The organism is Anaerolineae bacterium, assembly GCA_013178015.1.
Classification (GTDB): Bacteria; Chloroflexota; Anaerolineae; order DRVO01; family DRVO01; genus Ch71.
Genome location: JABLXR010000001.1, coordinates 36535 through 59202 on the forward strand (window position 1 = coordinate 36535; position 22668 = coordinate 59202).

Here is a 22668-nt window from a genome sequence, read left to right on the forward strand (position 1 = left end):
CAGGCCGGCTTCCGAAGCGTGGTAAAGGAGGTCTCGACGAGGAAGGTGTGGACTGGATAGGCCGATGGTACCCGGCCAGTAAGGAACTTGGCTCAGCGCCCTAGTCGCCAGGAGATGTAGGCACGGATGTCCCGCACCAGCTGGGCAGGCCCCCCTTGGCGGAGGCTCGCCCACACTTTCCGGACCGGCCCGAAGCCCGCGTCCCGACGGTCATCCGGCCCCGTGCGGCCAGGACTGTAGCCCACCCGCCGGTCCGCCGCAACTGCAGGCCGATCACAAAACGCCAGCAGCGGCTCAGCGCACCGCCGCCAGGTCAACTTGAGGGCCATCTCCCGGGCACGACCGCCCATCTCCTGCCGAGCCCTGGCATCCACCATCTGCAGCAGGGCCTCTGCCACCGACTGAGGGTCCTCAGGCGGCACGACTATGCCCATCCCGCGCTGCTCGATGGCGGTAGCCAGCGAGTCTCCTGACGTGGCCACGATGGGCAGGCCGGCCCACAGGTAGTCCAGAATGCGAGTACGGAAGGAGTAGGCCGTCTCCAGGTGGTCCAGGTGGAGGCTGATGCCGATGTCGGCATCCAGCAGGTAATCGGCCCGCCTAGCATAGGGGACCCAATCGTTGAAGAACACGGACTTGTCGGTGAGGCCGAGGGAGTGGGCCAGACGCACCGCCTCGTCCACCATGCCCATGCGATGGACCGCTGGGTTAGGATGGCGCACCCCCATGAAGAAGAGCTTCAGGCGTGGTTCGCGCTCGGAAGCGAGCGACACTGCGCGGATGGCAGTCAGCGGGTCGAACCAGTCGTAGATTCCGCCGCCCCAGAGCACCACCAGGTCGTCGGAGCCGATCCCAGGGTGTCTGCCCTTCAGGGCCGGCTCTCGCGCCACCGGTGCCTCCTCGGGCACGCCGAAGGGCACCACGTCCACCAGCTTTCTCAGGGAGCGATCGTGGTCGTAGGTGTAGGGATTGAGTCTCCCAGCTGCATGCAGCATCCCCAGCCAGAAGTCCCTCTGCTTCTCACTGGCACAGAGGTAGAAGTCGCCCCGGCGAAGCTGGAGTAGCAGAGCGTTGAGGAGCCCCTCGCTGTCCTGTAGGCGGGTAGGCATCTCTCGTCCCGAGAACAGCTGCAAGTTCTCCAGGGTGAAGGGATCGTAGATGTCCACCACCAGAGGCACGCCGGTGTCGGCCAAAGCCGGACAGAGAGCGAGGGTGAGTCCTCCCACCAGAACCACATCCTGCCCCACGGCGAGCGACTCCAGCTCCGAGGGGCGATACCTCACGGATCTCAGGCCGGTATCGAGTGAGCAATCGTTGGGGACGGCGAGGGTCACATCATGGCACCCGGCCAGCACTCGGGACAGCTCCACCGCCCGGATCGCCGGTCCCGCCATGCGTTCGCCCACCACATCGTGGCTAACGACGAGCACCCGACTCATCGCTCTCGGCCCAGCTGTATCCGCTCACCCAGGCGCTGCTCCAGGCCGGTCGCCCTGACCAAGTCTACCATGCAGGCATGGTAGCGGGAGTCGTAGAAGTTGAGGGCGAAGCACAGGCGGAACAAGGGGGCGATCTCAGCATCGCTGCGCCGGCGGCGCTCCTGGATCCAGCGCCGCTTCTCTAGCATATGGGGATACAGGTCGGCGACGTCGGCCAGGGCCAGGAGATGGGCGACCCCCACCTCCGGCACCACCAGGCCCCGGGCGCTAGCTTCCGCCGGCTTCCGAGGGGCTCCATACGGAGCGTTGCCACCGAAGCTCAGGCGGCGGCCCAGCTCGGCCCGAACGCGCTTCCACAGTTCCCCCAACCCCTCGTTCCTGAGTGTGCGAGAGGCCTCGTCCAGGTAGTAACGCAGCCCGAACACTCCTGCGGAGGGGGCCACGGCGTGCGGAGGCGTTCGCCCGATGCGGAAACGGCCGGGGTCCACTCCGGTGGCCAGGAAGGCCCTCTTAGCCGCTAGCATCAGCGCCACAGGCAGGATGCGGTCCAGATTGTCCTGTCCGTAGTTCTTAATCAGAGAGAGCAGGGCGTTGCGCTCGTAGAGCAGTCGCGTGCGCTCCTGACCCACCCGGCTGAAGGAGCCGTGGTGTCGGTGATAGACCACGGAGGATGGTACCAACCAGACATCATAACCCAGTACCCAGAGGCGCCAGCCCAGGTCTACGTCCTCGTAGTAGGCCCAGAAGTCCTCATCGAAACCGCCCACGTCCAGGTACACTTCGCGTCGGACGAACGTGGCTCCTCCACAGACGAACAACTCCTGTCTGTCGGAGTCCGGCAACCAGGCGGCCGGTCCACCGTGATAGGGCTGATAGCCCACTCCCAGGAAGTTCATGCTGCTGCCGGCGAAGTCAATGCGTTTGCCGTTCCAGGAGAGAATGGCCGACCCGAAGCACACAGAGTCCGGATGTCGCTCGGCGCCGGCGAGCAACTCGGTGAGCCACCGGGAATCCACCCGCATGTCGGTGTTCAGGAAGGCTACCCACTTCCCCCTGGCCTCCCGAGCGCCTAGGTTGCAGCCGCCCCCGTACCCCAGGTTCTCACCCGGATCGACGGTGCGGACCCAGGGGAACCGACTCCGGACCAGATCTAGGGCGCCGTCGTCGGCGCCGTTCATCACCAGGATGCACTCCAGCCGCTCGAGGGGGAACTGCTGGCCCGCAATAGACTCCAAGAGAGCGGGGAGGTGCTCCCGGCCGCGGTAGTACGGAACCACCACGCTGACTTCGGGCTCGACCGCCATCAGCAACACCCGTCTGGCGTCGGTTCCGACGTCAGCCACGACCCCGACAGGGACACGGTGCCGAAACAGCGTGATCCTTCGGTCGGGTACACGTCGAAAGCCAGGCAGTACTCCCAGTGGTCGTAGGCGTGCACCAACCGTTGGTCATAGATGCTGGTGGACAGGAAATAGTGCCCAGGTTGGAGGGGCGGGCGAGGCACGCGGTAGCGGAGCACTCCCTCCTTGTCACCCAGGGGAACGCTCACCCCATCGAACCGAGTGTTGGGCCCACTGAGGAGATACCCGGATCCGTCACGGAAGGCGAGGCCAAACACTGGCTGCTCCACATCCCCGGTCACCCGATAGCGTATGCCCACAGCGAAGGGCTCTCCCGCACCTAGGCCGGATACCCTCTCCCCTCGATCATCCTCTAGCCACACTTCAACGATAGCCACCTCCCCGCTTCCCCAGCGCTCCTCTCGCTCTTGCCGAACGTCCTTGCCCTCGGTCTGAGAGAGCCGCCGAAGGTACCGCGAGATGACGCGGTCGGTCGGTCCGGACTCTATTGTTTCCCCTCGCTCCAGCAATATGGCCCGTTCGCACAGGTTTCTGACCGCGTCTAGGTCATGCGACACGAACAGGATGGCCGTGCCTCGCTCCTTCAGCCCAAAGATGCGGTCCACACATCGCTGGCTGAAGGCCCGGTCGCCCACGGCCAGGACCTCGTCTATCAGAAGTACCCTGGGCTCCACAGAGCTGGCCACAGCGAAGCCCAGCCGCATGGCCATGCCGGAAGAGTAATGACGTACGGGCGAGTCTATGAACTCGCTCACGCCGGAGAACTCGAGGATCTGGTCGAAGCGGTCCAGCATGGCACGGCGGGAAAGCCCCATCAGGGCGCCTGACAGGAAAACGTTCTCTCGCCCGGTGAGGTCGGGGTGAAAGCCTGCCGCCAGCTCGAGCAAGGCCGATACCCTGCCCACGACGGTCACTGTGCCAGAGGTGGGCACGATCACCCGCGAGGCCAACTTCAAAGCCGTGCTCTTCCCCGCCCCGTTGGGCCCGATGAGCGCCACTGCCTCTCCGGGGCCAACCACCAGGCTGAGGTCACGAAGAGCCCAGAACTCCTGATCCGGCTCGCGCCCTCGCATCAGCCCGGCAAACACATCCAGGAACGTACGCGCCCGCTCCGGCCGCCACACATACCGCTTGCAGACGCGATCGAAAGTGATGGACGCCGCCTGGTCGGTCATGGAAGCAGTATGTACACGGGCTCCTGCGTGATCCTCAGCATGATCTGCCCATTGGCCTGGCCATCTAGGTCAGCGCCCAAGCCATCCTGCACCACCAGGCTCCGAGGGACATGGGGGTTGGTGGCGCTCAGCCCCAGCATGTTCACGACCGTGACTCGTGAGGCATCGAGCACCAGTTCGCTCACCCCGTCGGGATTCTGAGCCCCTCCGTTGGCCCAGGCCACCACCATGCGGGCGTCGTCCGCGGCCCGCCGGAACAGGTAGGCCTCGTGGTCCCAACTGGAAGGGAAGCCGGCAGGTTCGGTGTAGAGTGGCGCCTCATACCTGAAACCATAGAGCACGGTGGTCATGGTCTTGTAGGCCCAGAAGGCCGGCCTAGGATCGTTCGGATTGGAGCCGCGGAAGAGACCGTGCGACTCAGTGGGGACATCGGGCGGCCCGTCGAAGACGGCGAACCAGGCCAGCCGCTGAACACCCTGGGACAACCCGCGAGTGAACATCTGCACCAGCCGGGCGGCCTGGAGCCTCTCGCTGCTTCCGGCATCCTCCGAGGACCAGTATCCCATCTCGGGTGAGATCAACGGCAGCGAGCGCATCTGCTCGGATTGCGACTGGCTATACACGGTGCCGAAGAGCTGGGTCAGCTTCTCCGCCCAGTCCGCCATACTTACGGGATAATAGTGCACGGCCAGCATATCCATGTGCTGACCACCCCCCGCGGCGATCACGTCGGCCATGAACTGCCTGACGTAGATCCCCTTGCGAGTGGGATTCTCGTATGTGATGTGGGTGAAGTAGTCGAAGGCTACCCCGCCGTTCATCACCAGAGCCCTGGGCGCCGCAGCCTTGATGGCGGCGCGGGCGACCTGTAGCATCTGGGCATACGCCTGACCGCTTATGCCCCATACTCCCTTGTACTCCTCGCCGAGGCGCGGCACACAGACTCCATTGCTGACATAGCCACAGTAGTCAGGCTCGGCGAAGAGGGTCCAGTACTTCACCACCGGGCGACCAGGGGCGTCGGCAACCCCATCGCCGTCGTACCGCTCCGCTGCCTGGCCCAAGAAGCTGGCCAGGGCACCTACGTTCATGCCCGGGCCGCCTCCGGGGTAGGGGTAGGAAGTGCCTCGTGCCCACTCGGGCACACCCGTCACCAGTACCGCCACATCCATCATACCGGCGTTCTTGGCGGCCAGGAACTCCGCATCGTAGGTGGACCAGTTCAGACTGCCCTGGCTGGACTCCACCCGTTGCCAGCTGAGCATAGTCACCACCCAGGAAGAGCCGGCACTACGCATTCGGGTCAGGGTGGCTTCATCTAGCCCCCCGTACATCACGATGCCAAAGGGCGAGACCCACTGTGGGTCGCCGATCAGCCCGGGCTGGTTCCGGGGTATGACGGGAAGGTACACCGTAGTGCCGGTGCCCTGCGCGGCCACCGGGCTGGCCACAGCGATCGCGAGGAGAGCCACCGCCACCGGCAGAACCAGCAGCCTCAGCCCTGTTCGAAAGGCTTGCGTGAGAACCGATCGTTCACTCAAGTCTGCGTCCTCCAGATTCAGTTCCCCCAGAGAAAGGTGGGTGCTACAGTGCCGAAGAGGGCGTGGAGCGACAGGATTGCCAATGCGCCCACTACAAGCACCGCCGAGGCACGGCCAAACCGGTGCAGCGCTGACGCCCCGGTACCGTACCCGGCCAGCACTGCTAGAGGCAGCAAGGCCGGGAAGAGGTAGCGTCCCTGGGAGAAGTTGCCATAAGGCGAATAGTAGACGACAAAGGTGCCCAGCACAAAGGCCAGGGCGAACGCCACCGAAAGAGCATACAGCCCCAGGCACCACCCTGCCCCTGGGCGCAAGCGACTGCGGAGCTGCGGCAGAACCGACCGCGCCATCACCCCCACGGCGGCGGCAGCAGTGAGCCCGGCCAACACCACGTAGGCGGCATCGCCCATACGCACGTTCATCCAACCGAAGCGGCCCCAGAAGCTCTCGAAGGTCATGACACACCAGATCCAGTAATGGCCCAACCTGTCCGGCGCATACGACGCGGGCAGTACCAGAGACTCCCAGCTGGCGATGAGCGAGCGCACCTGAACCTTACGCGGTGCAAACCGGATGCCAACCAGGACCAGCGCCAGAGCCCCAACACCCCCCGCCAGCCACGCCCACCCTCTGACGCGTCTGCGTCGAGCCAGAACCGGAAGAGCCACGACGGTGGTCGGTACCAGGAAGAGAGCGGTGTTCTTGCTGGCAAGCGCCAACATGGCCAGCATCCCCAGCGTCAGCGCTCGTCGCAGCGTTAGCCCCCTTCGGGCTGCCACGGCTGTCACCAGAAAGTAGGCAGACGCCAGCACTTCGGCCAGGTTGCCGTCGCTCACCGAGGCCATGAGGTGAGCATGCTGGGGAAGCAGAGCTGCGAACCCTCCCACCACTAATGCCGGACCGATGTCATCGGGGAACAAGGTGCGGGCGCAGCGCCAGCCCATGTACACCACCAAAGGCAGCTGCAATGCCGAGAACAGCCGTAGCACCGTCAACTGCAGGTCAACATCCTGGTGTCTTAGCGGCCAGACCACGAGTGCGTAGGGCACATACGAGAGAGAAGGGCGGGCCAGGGTGCGGCTCCGACCGGCAAACGTGTCCAGGTCGCTCAGCCGCCCGGGAAGATCCTGAGGCATGGGGTGAGGGACGAAATCCCAGTAGTGGTTGGCATAGAGAGAGGCAATGATCTCTCGTTCGAGAGCGGGGTCAGGGGCGACGGCACTGGTGAAACGCCACTGCTGTGCTAGCAGCCGCACGTGCTCGAAGTGTCCCGGCTCGTCAGGTGCCTGCCAGGGAGGCACCATGACGGCGTAGGCCACCCCATGGGCCAAGCCCAGGGCAAGCAGCAGGGGTAGCGCCCACCGTTCCCACTGGGTAGCAGGAGGGGCCTGCCTCAAGACTCCCTGCCCTGAGCCACAGCGGCGATCGTGCGGCGAATCCCCTCCTCAAGCGCAACCTTCGGCCGCCACCCAAGCTCTCGCTCTGCCCGCGTGGCGTCCACTGCCATCCGCATAGTCTCACCAGGGCGCGCCGGCCGGTAGACCGGGTCCTGCTCGTAACCGGTAAGCGCGGCCATGATACGAAACAGGGAGTTGACGCTGACCCCGGTGCCGGTACCCAAGTTGTAGGCTCGGCCGTCACCGGCACTCAGGGCCATAAGGTTCGCTTGAGCGCAGTCGCCCACGTAAACGAAGTCCCTCTCCTGTTCGCCCGAGCCATAGATATACACAGTCTCATGAGCTAGCATGCGGCGGGCGAAGATGGCGACGACCCCGCCTTCACCCAATGGGTCCTGCCGGGGCCCATAGACGTTGGGGTAGCGAAGCACGGTGTACCGGAGCCCGTGGGTGGCGGCGAACTGGCGCAGGTACAGCTCCACAGCGTACTTGCTGACTCCGTACGGCGAGACGGGCTCGATCGGGTGGTCCTCATCGGTGGGCAGGTAGCGAGGCTCACCATAGATGGCGCCCCCACTGGAGGCGTATATCACCTTCCTCACGCCCCATCGCACGCAGGCAGCCAGCAGCCGCAATGACCCCATCACGTTCACGTCGGCGTCCGCCAGAGGGTCAGCCACCGACAGCCGAACGTCTATCTGGGCAGCGTGGTGGCTGACCACGTCGTAGCGCTCGTCGGCCAGCAGTTGCTCCAGGCCAGGGTCGCGCAGGTCCATGTGATGCAGCGGGATCGACGGGCTCAGGTTCTCTCGCTTGCCTCGGCTCAGATTATCGAGCACGGCCACCCGATGGCCAGCCTGGGAGAGCGCCTCGGCCACATGTGATCCTATGAACCCAGCACCTCCGGTGACCAGGATCTTGAGCCCGGCGCCGGCAGTGCCAGTCACGTCCCGCCCATCCTCAGCACCACTCCGACAGTTCGAAACAGGATGGACAGGTCCAGCAGCAGTGACTGGTGCTTTATGTAGTACAAGTCATATTCCAGTTTGATGCGGGCATCCTCGACGGTGTTGCCGTAGCGGTACCGCACCTGGGCCCAACCGGTGAGCCCGGGCTTGACGCTCAATCGGGAGCGATAGTACGGGATCTGTTCCTGTAGCTGCGCTACGAACTCCGGTCTCTCCGGGCGCGGCCCGATCAGGCTCATCTCCCCTCGTAACACATTCCACACCTGGGGAAGTTCGTCCAGACGCGTCTTGCGCAGCAGGCGGCCCACCCGAGTCACGCGGGGGTCATTCTCCCGTGCCCATTGGGCCCCGTCGCTCTCTGCGTCCGGCACCATAGACCTCAGCTTGTAAACCCAGAATGGCTTCCCGTTCCGGCCCAGACGCTGCTGTCGGTAGAAGATGCTGCCGGGGCTCTCGATGTAGATAGCCGCGGCGATGAAAGGCAGGAGCAATCCCAAGCCCAAACCTGCCACCACGGCGAATCCCAGGTCCAGCAGCCGCTTAGCCGCCTGGGTAAGCACATCCGGGGGCTCAAACTCCATGAACCACTGCTCGGGCAAATGGTGGACGGGGGTGCGCTCTAGCGTGCGCTCATAGAGAGACGCCATGCCTACCACACCGATCCCCGCTTGCTGGCACAGCAGCACGTTGCGAAATAGGGAGGGCGAGATCCCGCGGGTGATGGCGATCACCAACAGGTCAATGTTATTGATCCGCGCCAGTTCCGGCAGTACGTCGCCGCCACCAAGCACACGCACGCCACGGACCGTCTGACCCCGCTTCTCTTCGTCGTCATCCACCAGGCCTACCAGGACGAACTCGGTCTGCAGTTGCTCCTGGATGACCTCGATGGCAGTGCGCCCAGCCCAGCCAGCGCCCACGACCAGGGTCCGAAAGCGGAAGCGAGGCTGGGCGAACCATACAGTCAGCACTCCTCGCGCCGCGAACAACAGCGGGGTAGCGATGGCAGCGTAGTAGAGCAGCAGGCCGCGAGGGAGCGAGCGGGGAGTGGACACGAAGTACACCACCAGGTACACGAACACCAGAACCGCCTGAGCGCGCAGCAGCCTCCGCAACAGGCCGCGAACCCGGCCGATCAAGCTGGGGCGGTACAGGTCATTCAGCACCGCCGCAACCAGCCAGGTGAGAGTCATGAAGGGAAACCACTCCCAGTGAAGACGGATGAAGCGCTCCCCGAAGGGGATGTGGCCCCGGTGTGCCCACACCGCCAGTCCGCCAAGAACCGATGCCAGCACGATGATCAGGTCCACCGCCAGCAGGAACGCCCTCCGGCCCGCAGGCGTCAACAGGCCGGTCCGTCGCACTGCGACGGCCTCCATCCCCCACAAAGCTGACTGCGACTCGCCGGCCATACCGGCTAACCTCCCTCCTGCTCCCCGGCGAGAATCACTTCCCGCACCGCGAGGTTGTCGAATAGGACCGTACCGGTCCCAAACAGGCGGAGCAAGGGCCTCAGCGGGTCGTCACCTTCAGCCGCCGGGCCGCAGACGAAGGTGAAGTGGCGCCACTCGCCCTCGGTGGGAGCCAATCGCCGGTCTCCAGCCCAACAGGGCGAGTCGGCATAGGACAACCACACGGTGGGCTGAACCGCTCCGCCCACCTCGGTGAAGTAGTCGAGAGACACGACGTAGGTTAGGCCCGGCGTGACCTTCAGTTCACGCAGTGCCCGAGCCGACTGGTCGTAGAGCCAGTACCCAGCCCGAGCAGGCTCCCTATCCTGTCTCTCCTGCCGCCATATTCCCTGGACCCTGGCGCTCGCACCGAGCAGAGCCTGCACCTCCTCCGGCCCGCCGGCATAGAACGCCAGATTCCAGGGGTCCCCGGTAGCCATGTTGGACCAGGTCCAGTGCTCGGGCCGATCGCCTGCCCACAGCTCGAAGCCCCCGTTCAACACCAGATTGGCACCCAGTCGCACAGCCTCAGCCTCGACCTGTAGGGCCTCGGCTACCGCTTCCCTATCGGCATCCTCGGTGCGTCGCTTGAGATCCGCCTGCCACCGCTCGGCCTCTTCTGGCGCCCCCAACCGCTGGCATACCTGGGGCAGAACCGCCAGAGGCCACAGATCGTCGGGCGCAGCCGCCCGGTATGCCAGCAGCGCCTCCCTGGCTCCCCGCCAATACTCGTCTCGGTCGCCCCTCCGGGCCGCCTCGACCCACGCCAGTGCCCGCCACCGCAGTACCCCAGGCGACCCGGCGGCTCCTTCCTCCAGTAACGTGAGCGCTTCCTGATGAAGGCCGGACCGCACCAGGGCCTCAGCGTAGGCGAGGAGCCAGGTTTCGTCCTCGGGCGCCGACTGCCACAGCTCCCGCGCCGCCATCACGGCCGCAGGGTGGCCCTGAGAGGCCCAGTAGCGGATCGTGTTCACCATCAGCCCGGCGTCCCAGTAACCGGCGGAGTACAGCCGCACTGCCCCCCGAGCCTGGAAGGCGGCCAGCCGCGCGTCGGAGCTGACCCGAAAGCCACCCGGAGGGGGATAGACCGCCGACTCTCGATAGGGGTCAGCGAGGGGATGAGGACCGCTGACCGCACCGTCGTAGGTTGACACGATGTACGCCAGGGCGAACAAGTTGTCGGGATCCACCGGCAACACCTCGTCCCGAAGCACCGGCACGGCCGACAGCGGGTCGCCGGCCTGGATGTGGGCGTCGGCGATTTTGCAGGCGTTGGCCGCGATCTGGTCTCGGCGCAGGATGCCACCTCGCCCCTCGCGCCACGTGTCTATGGCCTCCCGCGCCGCGCCTAGACCATCATAGGCATCACCCAGGAGCACGTGGTACAAGGGAAAGGACGGTCTAAGCATCACGGCCCGTGACAGCGCCTGCCGCGCCTCTTCGTTCTGCCCCAGGACCAGGTACAGCTCCCCGAGTTGGCGCCAGGCGTGGGCATTGGCATCGTTCGAGGCTACCGCGGCCTGGAAGTGGCGCAGGGCCCGGTCCAGGTAGGGATTCGGTTCGGACGGACGCTCCTCCATCAGAGCCAGGCCTCGGTGCAGTGCCACTCCACCCAACTCCGAGCGCGCCAGCGAGGTGAGCCAGGGTGCGCTGAAATACAGGAACGCAATCGCGGCCAGTAGCACTGCCGCCAGCTTGGTGCGCAGATGACTCCGGATTGACGCCATAGCCCCACGCGGATCCGATGTCGCCGGACAAACGCCGGCATTGTAGCCTTCACCGGAGAAGAAGACAAGGCGACCTTGCCGCGCTATGGAACGCGGATGGCGCTGATGCTACGCTGATTTCCGCTGATCTTTGAACATTATCCCTTTCTCATCAGCGCGAATCTGCGTTTCCTCAGCGAGATCAGCGTGCTATTCCCCGGCCCAGATCGGCGGCGTCCAGGCGCGATCGCCGTCGGCCTGGGTCGCTCTCAGCCAGAATCCGGGCTCAGGGGGTGCCGAGAATGGGCTCTCCTCGCCGGACAGCGCGCCCCAGCTCGCCAGCGTCCGTCCGGCCAGATCGAGCAGGGCCAACGTGGCCGGCTCGCCGTCGCCGTCGGCGTAGAAGGCAGTGCATGAGCCCTCTGCCGCCAAAGATGAGGCACCCATCCAGTCGTCACCGCAGCGCCAGGCGACCGCCAGGTTGGCATCCTCCGTGGCGAAGGCCCTCCCGTGACGCAGGGCCTCCAGCACGGCGGCCTCAGTGAGCTCCAGGGCCCAGACGCCCGTACGTGCCGCCGTATCGCTCCCCCAGAACCAGCCATCTGTGTCCGACCCGGCCGTGGGCGCCACCTGCCAGCCGTTGCGCCAGGCTTCCAGCAGGGCCTCCTCGTAGGTGCGGGCCATTGTGCCCCGACCGCTGACTACCTCCTGCAGATGCAGCCGATCCACCCGGCCGTTCACTGCCTCCTGCCCCACGTGGCTGCCACCCAGCCCAGGGTGGTTGGACTGGAGCACGGCCCCAGGCTGCTGCTCGGCCCAGCGCAACAGGCCGGCCACATTCGAGGTCTCGGGAAGGTCGCGGCTGGCCAGCTCGGTGGTGCCGAACACGTTGATGTGGCCCTCGGTCCGGTGGGTCCATTCGAACCCAGCCAGAGCCAGGAAGCGCCCGGGCACGGTGGCGTCGCTGGCCACACCCCGGAGTCGCGACCATTCGACCGCGCGCAGCATCCAGCCGTGGTCGGTGACGGCGTAGAAGTTCAGCCCGGCCTGACGGGCGCGGGCGAAGGCCAACTCGGGAGGGCCGGCGCCGTCGGAGTAAGAGGAGTGGGAGTGCAGGTTGCCCCAGAACGCGGTGAGGCCGGCCCACGATGGCCCGGGCGCCGGAAGCGGCGCCACTGGCACGTCCAGCCCGGTGCCCGGCGATGGGCCCTCGTGCCCGAAGTCCAGGCTCATGTCGTCCCGGTCCAGGGCCCCCACCCGCTGGAGCGACAGCGGGGCCGGGGCGTTGGCCTCGCCGACCAGGCCGAGCAGGCCGAAGGCACCAGAGCCGTAGGCCACCGCATCCAGGACAGCGTCGTCCGGGCCCAGGAGCAGCACCTCGTCCCCGCTGTTGGCCAGGTTGAACGAGCCTCGCCCCCAGGCGGTGTAGCGCTGCATGTTGGGCACTTCGGGCGAGTCCAGACAGCCACCGGGGGCGAACTCGAGGTCCGGAGGGCGGCCGAAACGAGCGGCGAAGGAGTTCGCGCACCGGGCCACCACCAGAGTTCCACCGGCTGGCAGGAAGGTGCCGCCCGGGAAGAGGTACATCCCTTCGCCATCTCCGGCGTACTCGGCGTCCCCCAGCTTGTGGCCGGTGAGGTCCAGCGGCAGGCCGGTGAACCCGCGCAGCTCCACGAACTCGTCCCCTTCGTCAGCCGTGATGCCCTGGTAGAGCACTTCCGAGATCAAGAGGGACGCCAGGGGCGCGGCTGCGGCGCGGCAGGAGGCCAGGGGGAGGTAGGCCAGGTGGACGACCTGCTCGCGAGGCGGGATCGCGGTAGGGGTGGCGTCCGGTGGTGGCTCCGGTGTGAGCGTGGCCGAGGGCTCGGGACCGGGCGCTGTAGGTGAGGAAGCGCCCTGAAGACAGCCCGGATCGGGAGCCAGCGCCTGCCAGCCGTCCAACGTCCCATCGGCCTCGCGCGGGCGCGCCAGAGACAGGCCGGCCGGCGCCAGAGGTACGGCCCCGGGAGTGGTGGCGGGACCGTAGTACACGGAGTCCAGCATCCTGCCGGTAGCGTCGGTCAGCTCGACCCGGTCGCCGTCGTCGGCCAGGCCGTTGCCCAGGCAAGCCCCTTGCGTCAGGTAACCGCGCCCGGCGCATCCCGGAGTCACCTGGCTGCCGGACGGCTGGATCAGCACCACTTCTCCGGGCGAGAGCGTCAGGCGAAGGGAGGTGGAGCCCCCGTTGTCCGTCAGACGCCATCCGTCGAGGACGATCTCCGCTCGGCTCAGGTTGGCGATCTCCACCCACTCCCGGTCGCAGTTCCCCTGGTAGAACACCTCGGTCAGCGCTACAGACCCGGGAGCGACGGTGGCCGTCGGCGTGGGGATGAGAGTGGGAGTGGCGGTGACGGTCGGCGTGGCCGTGGGAGTGGGCGCCAGCTGCAGGCATCCGGGCACCGGCGTGGACGCCATCCAGGGCATCAGGGAGCCGTCGGGCAGGCGCAGCCGGGCCAGGGAGTGCCCGGCCGGCGCCAGAGGCACGGCGCCCGGGGTGGAGGCACCGCCGTAGACCAGCGAGGCCAGCACCCGCCCGTTCCCATCCACCAGCTCGACCGCGTCTCCCTCGTCGGCGAGCTTGATGCCCATGCAGGAGCCGTCGGCCCGAGCCGTTGTGGCACCACACTCGGGCACGATCGCCCCCGCGCCGCCCTGCACTACCACCACCTCCCCCGGGGCCAGGCTGAGGGCGAGCGAATGGTAGCCGTTGTTGTCGCGGAGGCGCCAGCCGTCCATGGCGACGGGCACAGCGGCGACGTTGGCGATCTCTACCCACTCGAGCTCGCAAGCGCCCTGGTAGTAGACCTCGGTGAGGGCCACCGAGCCGGGCGAGACGGTGGCAGTGGCCGTGGGAGTGGCGGTGGGCGTGTCCGTCGCCGTCGGGGTGGGAGTGGGCGCAGGCGGTGGGCCGCCGGGAGAGGGGGCACCGGCTACGTAGCCGCAGGAGCCGGCAGCAGCGGTGAGGTCCATCAGATGCAGCGACTGGCCGCTCGCGGCGGTGAGGCCAGAGCAGATAACGGTGCGATCCCCGAAGGAGACAGCATCGCTGAGGCCGTTGGGCATCTGCAGCCTGACGTAGTCGCCGGAATCGAGCAGCCCGTAGGTCGGCACCAGCACGAGGAACTCGCCCGCACCGATGGATCCGGTCAATGCTTGGGGATGGGCGTAGGAGCTATCCACGGAGAGCGTCCAGCCGTCAAGCTGGACAGCCTCCGGACCGCGGTTGTACAGCTCGATCCAGTCGTCCCCCAGGTTGTAGGCGACCTCGGAGATGACGACGCCGGTGGCAGACTGGGCCAGGGTGGTGGCATGCAGGGCAGCGAGGGTGAGGGCTGAGGCGGCCAGAATGACCCCGACGGCAGTGCGACGCATGACCGACCTCCCCCCGAATAGGCCGGAGCCGTAGATGTGTCAGGGTCGAAAGGTAGGCCAGGGTGAGGGAGCTGTCAAGCGCCTGAGCGCCTACTCCGGGGCGGGAGCCGAGTCAGTCGCGCGCTCAGCTGCCGGATCCGGAACGGCGAGCGGGTCCCGACCCAGGAGAAGGGCGACCCACGCCCACCAGAAGCCGAGGCCCCAGGCGACGTGCAGAGTGGCGAATACGACGGGCATCAGCGGCAGATAGCGCAGTCCGCCCGGCTCCCTGCGCGCTCGCATCAGCGAGAAGGCGAGTGCAAGGATGATGTATAGACCCACAGCCAGCATCCAGAGCACCAGGGCCGGCCGCCACAGGAGGCCTACGAGAAGGCCACCAACAAGCCCGGCTACGAAGGCAGGCGCCACCAGATGGCGCCACTTGAGGGAGTCCGGGTGCTTGCGCAGCGTTTGCACCTTCCAGAAGCCGTACTGGAAGTACTGTCGCCACAGAGCGCGCAGCGAATCCCGCGGGAAGTAGGTGATCCTGATGTCTGGGGCCAGAAAGATCGCGCCGCCGGCTTTGCGTATCCTATGGTTGAGCTCGTAGTCCTGGTTGCGTACGAACCGCTCGTCGTATAGCCCGACCTTGTCGAAGACCCAGCGGGGAAAGGCGCCCAGGTAGACCGTGTCCACGTACTGGGGCTCGTCTGAGTAATGGAAGGGCGATCCCCCGATTCCGAAGGGGGACGTCGTGGCTAGGGCCACCGCTTGCCCCACGTACCCCTGGCCTCGGGCCCTCATCGGGCCACCGACGTTCCAGGCGCCGGTCTCCCGCAAGTGGTGGACGCAGCGCTCCACGTAGTCGGGGGCAGGTTCGCAATGGGCATCCAAGCGGATGATGATATCGCCGGAAGCGGCCCGGATGCCTCGGTTCATCGCCTGAGGAACGGCGATCTGAGGGTTGTCGATGATCCGCACGGCTGGGAGTCCGCGAGAGTTCTCCCCAATCACCGCCCGCGTTCGATCGGTGGACATGCCGTCTACAAAAAGGACCTGGGCGATGTGCCGTGCATAAGTCTGTGCCCTGAGCGCGTGCATCACATGCGCCAGGTGGGCAGCTTCATTGCGCAACGGGATGACGACGGTCACTTGCGGATGATCAGAGACAGAGTCGCTCATCTCGGAAGCTGCCCAGTATCAGGGATTCTGACGCTAGCCAATTGTTGCCATCTCTATCTTGGGTCTGCCAGCCTCAACAGTGCAGTGGACCCGGTAGGTACACCCACCTGCCGTGACCTCGATCACGTGTCCAGCCTCTGACGCTCGCACGGTGGGTCGAGAGACTAGGCCTTGAGAGACAGTCAGGCAGTACCCAGCGACCACTGTGCCTGCACCACCCCATCGGGCACGGATGACAGTGTGGGGCATGGCCGCTCCCAAGCGGTGAGCGCACCACCCTTGGATCGGATCATAGGATCCATGGCTGACCTCTACCGACAGTGGCGGGATGATCGGGCGGAAGCATGCTTGCCAACCACATGAAGCCACCTCCACGGTAGATGCGGTGGTTGACTGCAGTAAGTACCCTGGGGCCAGATGCACGAAACTGTCGACCCCGAACTCACCCGCACCGGTGACGACATCGAGGACAACGAGACAGCCGCCACCGATGACTCCAATGGCTCGCCAGTGCCGAACCCACCCGGGCACGGTCGGGAACCCGGAGTAGCCAGCCGTGATGGTCCCGCCCTCAGCGGAGACTTGCCAGGTGACACCGAGCGGCCGAGCTCGTCGCCCAACCCGAAAGCGTCCCCAGATCTCACTCTGCTCCTGCCCGTTCACGGAGATGGTGTTGTGCGCGCAGGTACTCCGATAGTACTTACGCCACTCCACTGGGCCGTAATAGTCATCGGCTCCGCTGTCGATGACCACTCGCTCTCCGTCCACGCTCCACTCGTAGCTCAGAAGGTCACAGTGACCGTGGCCAGGCTGAAAGGAGGGCCCCAGCTCGCCGCAATCAACAACCAGATGGGCATTCCGGGTTCGGTCGCGAATCCAGTAGTAGCCGGCTGCCGGCAGAGCTACGGGCACAGGCCCAGCGAGCTCGCTGCATTCTGCTGGCTCTCTCGCAGCCACTCCGAGAAGTGCCTTGGCCGCAGCTATCAGACGCAGGCTTGGCACCGTCATACCCTGAGCGCAATCGTTCAGATAGGCCGTCTCTCCATCCGGGAATAGCATGGCTTCAGCACAGCTCACCATGCTGCTAAGGACGTCGAGGACTTGTGGAGGCAGCGATTGCTCGGTATCTCGCAGAAGCGCCGCGAGCTCAGCACAGTCCAGCAGCACCGCGCAATGATACATCGGGCTTCGCTCGAACTGAGCACCATCCGGGAGTACCTGCCTCCCCAGCTCTTTGATCAGCAGAGCCCTGCCCTGGGACAGCCACCGCTCAGGTAGGCTTCCCTCGAGGAACAGGCCGGCCCAGATCAAGGCCCTGGCGTTCTCGATCACATGGTTGTTTAGGAGGTGCACTTCCAGGTTCCGTCGTAGGTGAAGTGCCTGTTCATGGAGCGAGCGAACCAGAACCTGCCGGAACTCATGGTCGCAGGCCAATGCTACGCGCATTAGGTGGCAGGCCTTGAGCCAATTGACGATTCGCAGTGAGGTAGGATACGGGTCCCATCCGACAGTCTTGCCGATGGCGTTGCAGGCAATCCAGTCCGTTACCAGACTGCGAAAGGCACGATAGGCACGATCGTCACCGTGGTACCGGAAGGCGATGGCGAGATCATAGGCGTACTCAAAGTAATGTAGGTTGTAGCGCCAGAGCAGAGTTTCGCCGCAGGCTCCCCAATCGATCTTGCCGCGTTGATATGACCGACTCCTACCAAGAAAGGTGAAGTGGTAGGAAGGAGGCTCGTCTACGCACCTCAGGAGGTCACCGCGAGTCAGAAGCTCGTGAGTCTGCTGTGAAGCCCAGTCGGATCGCTCCCGTAAGTTCGAGGCTGCGCTTCGAAGCTGACGGCGGTACAGCCACGAGGGGAATCCAGTACGGCGGTCCAGAGTCTTGCGAACTAGAGAGCTCAGCCGGCCCGCCATCTGTTCCGGCGTCAGATGGCGGGCAGTGTTCCAGTAGAGAGCAACAGACTCGGACAAGCTCACCGCAGGTACCTGAACTGGTGGTCGAGGAGCAGGTTGCCGCTCCGGAGCCGGCGGCTGAAGTTCATCCGCGCCACAAACCAGCTTGCCTCGCGCAAGGCCAGGTCAGCGTCACGCTCCGACCACCCGGTAGCCAGTCTCCCAGTGAGGAACAATGCCTTCGCCGCCAAAGCCAGTGAGGTCAGGACTTTCATCATGAAGGTGGCGTGTTTCGGATAGTGCTTTTCATAGAACACCAGAGTGCTCTTCCTGGTCTGAACGAAGACACGGCCCATGATGTTTCTTGTCGAGCCGTGATCAAAGTGGATGACCTCGGCCTCGGGATAGTAGTATATGCGCCATCCAGCCTTCCTCATCCGGTAGCACCAGTCCATCTCCTCGCCAGTGAAGAAGTAGGCCGGGTCAAGCGGGCCGACCTCCTCTACGGCTCGGCGCCGTACCATCAGACATGCGCCTCTAACGAAGTCCACCGACTTGGCCTCATCATGAGTGTCGAACCTGGACACAGCAAGGCCCAGCGGTCGAGCGAGCCTCGAGAGGGCAGACCTGGCTCTGGCGTCATTCCTAAGGATACCCCGCAGTCCGACGCTGATTGCTTCTCGCAGGGGCTGCGGGAAGCTCGTTATGGAGGGCTGAAGAGTCCCGTCCTCATTCAAGAGTCTGCATCCCACCCCTCCAGCTTCTGGATGCTGGTCCAGGAATCTGCCCATGCGCTGAATGGCTGCCGGCCTCACCACTGTGTCAGGATTGAGTAGGAGGATGTATGGCGCTCCCACAAGCGCCAGCGCCTGGTTGCAGGCAGCGGCGAACCCCCGATTGCTCTCGTTTATCAGCAGCGACGTGCCAGGAAACCCGGCAGCCACCATCTTGACGTCGCCCGTGCTCGAGGCATTGTCCACCACGCACACGTCCAGGGGCACAGCCGCTCCCTCGGAACTGAGGGATGCGAGACATCCTCGCAAATCGTCGTCGGAGTTGTAGTTCACGACTACCACTGATACGTTGGCCATGGTGGTACTGCCGTGCTCCTCGATACCCGTCATGCCCCGCTCACTAGGAACAAAGTCCTCTCCCCTGGAACTCGCTACCGACCTGTTGACCGGTGAGTACACGCTCCAATCTGTCCGTTGCCCGCTCCCAGTCCATATGCCGAGCGGTAAGCTTGCCGTCGCGTGCCAGCTCGGCCGCCAGTCGAGGGTCTCCCAGCACTCGGAACACACCTGCCATAAGCCCCTCGCTGTCGCCCGGCTGCACCACGATCGCGTTCTTTCCGTGGACTGCGAAGTCCCGCACACCGCCACAGTCGGCGACCACCACAGGAGCACCACACGCCATCGCTTCCAGTGGCGGGAGCCCGAAGCCCTCCATGAGGGACGGGAACACAAACACTGAGGCCCTCCTATAGCAGGCGGCCAGCTCCAGGTCGTCTCGAGGATAGCAGTATTCCACAGGGACATCGGTGTCCAACCGCAGAGTCGGATCCTGTGTGACAGCTAGCAGCCTCAGGCCTGCGCAGTCTCCCGGCACCGACCTAAGGCCCCGGAGCAGCACATCAAGGCCCTTCCACGGCTCTCTACGCGCCAGCACCATCACCAGCCGTGACTCCCTGTCCGGGCTGTCATGTTCACCCGAGAACCTGATCGTGTCCACCCCGGCGCTGACGATGGCGCGCGGTCTCCCGCCCGCGCGCGAGATGGCAGCACCTAGCCACGTTGACACTGCTATGATCCGTAGGGGTAAGCGGTAGCTGAGAGCTGCCAGAGCAGCCTTGGCATGACGACATCTTCGCTGCGGATCTATCGCGATGAAGCCTGGCTCGTATCCTTGCACCAGGTAGTGGGCCGGCTTGCCGTGTCCCAGGCCCCATAGAGCTGCTGCATATGCGGTCGGATAGTAGTTGGCCACCACCGTGTCATACTCTGGCCCAAGGGCACTCAACAGACGGTACATCGGTGCAGCCATGCCTGAACCTGAGCCGCGATAGACGATGCGCACGCGTTCGTCTAGGGGGAATGGAGCAGCCGAGCCCTCTGCCTGCGCTACGGGCAGCGTCACATCGTGGCCACGCGCTACGAGGCGGCTGGCAAACTCGGTCAGCACTCGGACTCCTCCTGACCTGGACAAGCGCAGAACCGGAATGGCCACCTTCATGGTCGTAGTCATATGTCGCTCAGTGCAAGTGAGTCGCAGCAGCTTGCAGACGACTCACCAACCAGGCTCGTGGGCGTAACCCCGCGCCTCCCCCAATCGCTGCTGCGCAGACACCCCGCTGATCGGTGCCCCACCTCGACGAACGGCACACCCTTCCAGGCACTACACAGCATCCCGCTCACGAAGATAAAAGTACCCCATACCTTCTGTGAGGCGAACAACCCGCCTACGAGGTTCATCAGCACCAGTGCCACCAGAGCCATTACGTAGCCAACGGTCAGCAGACGTAGGTAGTCCCCAGGTCGGATGAACGTGTAGGCCCGTCTCGCACGTAGGTACAGGCCAGCCAGCAGTGCACACAGGAGCAGCAGGCCAACGGCACCTGTGTCGGCCAGTGTCTCCAGATAGTAGTTGTCGGCCGTGAAGTACTGGTCTGCGCCCAGGCTCCAGCGAGTGTAGCGTAGGCCGTTCCCCCATATCGGGCTCTGCGCGACCAGATCCCATGTCAGTCGCCATTGCCCGAAACGCGATACCGTCCCCAGGGCCCAAGGCGGGATGCCCAGGTAGTCAGCTTCTGTGCCTGCCAGCATGGGCAAGGCCGCGGGCAGGTAGCGGAGCTTGGCGAGTGCCACCACGAGCGCCGACCCGCGCATCACATACGCCCCTACGACAACAACTGGGAGGGCAAGCGCTGCCAGTTGAAGGGTCCGCCGGGGCAAGTAGCGCCAGCCGTACAATCCCGCGGTGGCCAGAAGGGCCAGCACGGCACTGCGCGAGCTGGTCAACACGACTCCAGTGACCATCAGGCCAAACCAGGCTGTCCATCGGGCTCTCCACTGGTGCCCAGCCTTGACAGCCAGGGGCAGCATCACGAGCGCCACAAAGGTAAGGTAGGCCGCGACCACGTTGTAGTTAGCTGCTCCTTCGACAAACAACCCTCTGGTTGCGCCAGCGGCTCCTCGCATCAGGTCCGACCTAGGCAACATGAGGTACTCAAGGACACTCACCAATGCCACCGCCGTGGCAGTGCGCACCAGCACCCGCGCCAGGCGTCTGACATCAGCCACACTAAGGCGAAGGCTTGTCATGAACACTAGGACCGGGAGGTATTGTGCCAACCGGAGAAGCACGAGACCGGCGTCGGCAAGCTGCCCTGAGGATAGGTGCCTGGCACCAAGGATGAGCGCGATCGTCTGCCAACCCAGGAGAAGCAACAACTGCCCAGACGTCTGCACCAATCTCGGTCGTGGGTGGCCGCAAACCAACATTCGCAAGCACCACCCGAGCACCAGGCCAAGGATCACGACCGTGTCAGTCCCCAAGTGTACGGTGCGTTCCTGTATAGTCACCAAGGGTATGGACTGACTGAACGGAATCACGATGCACAACAGCACCAGACCTGCTCTCGGCTTGGCCGCCCAGACAGACGCGCTGATGGTGCCCAGACATGCAGCTAGTGCGAGGCCGCCAGCTACCACTACAACCCCGCCACGAACTGCGCGGTGGGCAGGTCTGCTACGTTCCCAGAAGCCAATTGCCTCCTCTCAGGTGCTTTCCACGCACCCAGTTCGGCCTTCTGCCTCTAGCACTCGGAGAGCCCAGGAACAAGCCGTCTAGTGCACTGTGGAGATCCGCTTCGAGCCCCTTTGCCGCCCGCGCCACGCCCCTCCTCGCGGATCCCCGGATGTACCACTTCAGCGAGCCACGCCGGTATGAAGCACACAAGCGGACCCGGACAGCGCAATCGACACGCCGCTCGCTCTGATATGGCTGAGCAACGCAGCGAGTGCTGCCGGTGCGTCGGCCAGTGCGGTCGCCGCAGGCGAGGGCCCGACGGGCGCGCGTCCAAGGCGGCGACGCACCCGGCGGATGAGCTTTGGAGTCAGGTCCGCAAGCGCCGAACCTAAGACCATCGCTGCGCCGTACGGCATTGCGACGCCCAGGGCTCGGCATGTGTGGGGAAACGCGCGTAGCGTGGCGCCAAGGTAGTCTGGATGGTGCGACACGCACAGCGCCATCAGCAGAGGCAGGTTGAACTCCGCCACAAGATCCTCTCGCCCCACCTCGCGCAGCGCTGCCAAGGCCGAGTCTGCCCACACAGTCTGCACGCTGTAGAAACGAGGTACAACATCACTCCAGTGGTAATCCTGCTTCCCCTTCAGGAGAGGCGCGTCCTCGAGCCGGCCCTTGTGCTTCCTGGCGGAGCTGCTGCCCGCCCCGCTCCACGCCGAGGTGCCGCCCATGATGAGGGGGTAGTCCACGCTGCACAACCTAGTTGTGAAGTTGGCCACAGCCAACGCTCCGTACACGTCTGGACTCAAACCTTTGAAGTACGCCCCGGTCCGAGCCCGGACTTCCTCCAGGCACCGCCTCTTCACGAACCCATGGTAGACCCTCGGGAGCCCTGTCTCGTAGTAGCGCTGCGCCGCCCGACGGACACACCTTCGCATCTCGCACTCAGCGTCGTGGTAGGTCAAACCACCGCAGAACGGACGGACATATAGGTTGCCAGCGAAGGGCATCAGTCGTGGATGAACGGCCACATCCGGCCAGTAGTAGTCCGCCAAAGGCCTGTTCCAGACGGCGTCTACTCCTTCCGCACTGGCCCACTCAAGCACCGCAACAGCTTCGGGATTGATGCCATCGTCATCTCCCAGGAAGCAAACATACTCCCCAGTAGCATGACACAGCGCTGCATCGAAGTCATCCGCCATCGCTCCAGAGGCTGGGGTATGGTGGTACACCAGTCTTGAGTCGCCCGACCAGGACTCTAGTTGCGAGCCCAGACCATCATCGTCGCTGGTGTCGTAGATCACCAGCTCAACACGAGCGCTCGGCATTCCGAGCACCAGTCCTGCAAGACGTGCTGCATACTGCTGTCGATTCCTGGTTGGGACGATCACGGACAAAAGTGGTTGCACTGCTAC

General features: G+C 64.9%; 15 protein-coding genes. All 15 read right to left on the reverse strand.

Translation table 11 applies throughout. The features are described from left to right. Positions 1-92: 92 nt before the first annotated feature. Positions 93-1439, reverse strand: coding sequence for a glycosyltransferase (locus HPY83_00155; protein NPV06355.1), 1347 nt, complete (start codon positions 1437-1439; stop codon positions 93-95). Then, entirely contained in the window at positions 1436-2782 is a 1347-nt protein-coding gene (locus HPY83_00160) for a glycosyltransferase family 2 protein (protein NPV06356.1), read from the reverse strand. Before HPY83_00160 ends, HPY83_00155 begins: the two co-directional genes overlap by 4 nt. Next, the gene (locus HPY83_00165) at positions 2743-3975 is read right to left on the reverse strand and encodes an ABC transporter ATP-binding protein (GenBank protein ID NPV06357.1); all 1233 of its coding nucleotides are present in this window, start codon (positions 3973-3975) and stop codon (positions 2743-2745) included. The genes HPY83_00160 and HPY83_00165 overlap by 40 nt, the downstream gene beginning before the upstream one ends. Then, complete coding sequence (locus HPY83_00170; protein ID NPV06358.1) at positions 3972-5516, reverse strand: hypothetical protein; 1545 nt, start codon at positions 5514-5516, stop codon at positions 3972-3974. Before HPY83_00170 ends, HPY83_00165 begins: the two co-directional genes overlap by 4 nt. Before the next feature lie 17 nt (positions 5517-5533). Next, positions 5534-6913: a hypothetical protein gene (locus tag HPY83_00175; GenBank protein ID NPV06359.1), complete on the reverse strand. Its 1380-nt coding sequence runs from the start codon at positions 6911-6913 to the stop codon at positions 5534-5536. Then, positions 6910-7860 carry an NAD-dependent epimerase/dehydratase family protein gene (locus HPY83_00180; protein NPV06360.1) on the reverse strand — a complete coding sequence of 317 codons (951 nt, stop codon included), beginning with the start codon at positions 7858-7860 and terminating at the stop codon, positions 6910-6912. Before HPY83_00180 ends, HPY83_00175 begins: the two co-directional genes overlap by 4 nt. After that, on the reverse strand, positions 7857-9293 hold the full coding sequence (locus HPY83_00185) for a sugar transferase (protein NPV06361.1): 1437 nt from the start codon (positions 9291-9293) through the stop codon (positions 7857-7859). The genes HPY83_00180 and HPY83_00185 overlap by 4 nt, the downstream gene beginning before the upstream one ends. Before the next feature lie 5 nt (positions 9294-9298). Further along, the gene (locus HPY83_00190; protein ID NPV06362.1) at positions 9299-11059 is read right to left on the reverse strand and encodes a tetratricopeptide repeat protein; all 1761 of its coding nucleotides are present in this window, start codon (positions 11057-11059) and stop codon (positions 9299-9301) included. A 189-nt stretch (positions 11060-11248) separates the two neighbouring features. After that, a complete protein-coding gene (locus tag HPY83_00195) occupies positions 11249-14449 on the reverse strand; it encodes a CehA/McbA family metallohydrolase (protein NPV06363.1) in 3201 nt (1066 codons plus the stop codon). A gap of 90 nt (positions 14450-14539) precedes the next feature. Beyond that, complete coding sequence (locus tag HPY83_00200; GenBank protein ID NPV06364.1) at positions 14540-15610, reverse strand: glycosyltransferase family 2 protein; 1071 nt, start codon at positions 15608-15610, stop codon at positions 14540-14542. A gap of 33 nt (positions 15611-15643) precedes the next feature. Next, the gene (locus tag HPY83_00205; protein ID NPV06365.1) at positions 15644-17587 is read right to left on the reverse strand and encodes an alginate lyase family protein; all 1944 of its coding nucleotides are present in this window, start codon (positions 17585-17587) and stop codon (positions 15644-15646) included. A gap of 2 nt (positions 17588-17589) precedes the next feature. After that, the gene (locus tag HPY83_00210; protein ID NPV06366.1) at positions 17590-18633 is read right to left on the reverse strand and encodes a glycosyltransferase family 2 protein; all 1044 of its coding nucleotides are present in this window, start codon (positions 18631-18633) and stop codon (positions 17590-17592) included. A 10-nt stretch (positions 18634-18643) separates the two neighbouring features. Then, a complete protein-coding gene (locus HPY83_00215; protein ID NPV06367.1) occupies positions 18644-19690 on the reverse strand; it encodes a glycosyltransferase family 4 protein in 1047 nt (348 codons plus the stop codon). Between the two features lie 59 nt (positions 19691-19749). Then, positions 19750-20808: an O-antigen ligase family protein gene (locus HPY83_00220; protein ID NPV06368.1), complete on the reverse strand. Its 1059-nt coding sequence runs from the start codon at positions 20806-20808 to the stop codon at positions 19750-19752. Positions 20809-21435: 627 nt separating this feature from the next. Continuing rightward, positions 21436-22662, reverse strand: a complete 1227-nt coding sequence (locus tag HPY83_00225) for a glycosyltransferase (GenBank protein ID NPV06369.1) — start codon at positions 22660-22662, stop codon at positions 21436-21438. Positions 22663-22668: the final 6 nt, after the last annotated feature.

What these genes read in the sequence shown, in the direction of transcription:
- HPY83_00155 (NPV06355.1), bottom strand. Translation starts at nt 1,439, where the DNA reads ATGAGTCGGGTGCTCGTCGTTAGCCACGATGTGGTGGGCGAACGCATG.
- HPY83_00165 (NPV06357.1), bottom strand. Translation starts at nt 3,975, where the DNA reads ATGACCGACCAGGCGGCGTCCATCACTTTCGATCGCGTCTGCAAGCGG.
- HPY83_00185 (NPV06361.1), bottom strand. Translation starts at nt 9,293, where the DNA reads ATGGCCGGCGAGTCGCAGTCAGCTTTGTGGGGGATGGAGGCCGTCGCA.
- HPY83_00190 (NPV06362.1), bottom strand. Translation starts at nt 11,059, where the DNA reads ATGGCGTCAATCCGGAGTCATCTGCGCACCAAGCTGGCGGCAGTGCTA.
- HPY83_00195 (NPV06363.1), bottom strand. Translation starts at nt 14,449, where the DNA reads ATGCGTCGCACTGCCGTCGGGGTCATTCTGGCCGCCTCAGCCCTCACC.
- HPY83_00200 (NPV06364.1), bottom strand. Translation starts at nt 15,610, where the DNA reads ATGAGCGACTCTGTCTCTGATCATCCGCAAGTGACCGTCGTCATCCCG.
- HPY83_00210 (NPV06366.1), bottom strand. Translation starts at nt 18,633, where the DNA reads ATGACGGGTATCGAGGAGCACGGCAGTACCACCATGGCCAACGTATCA.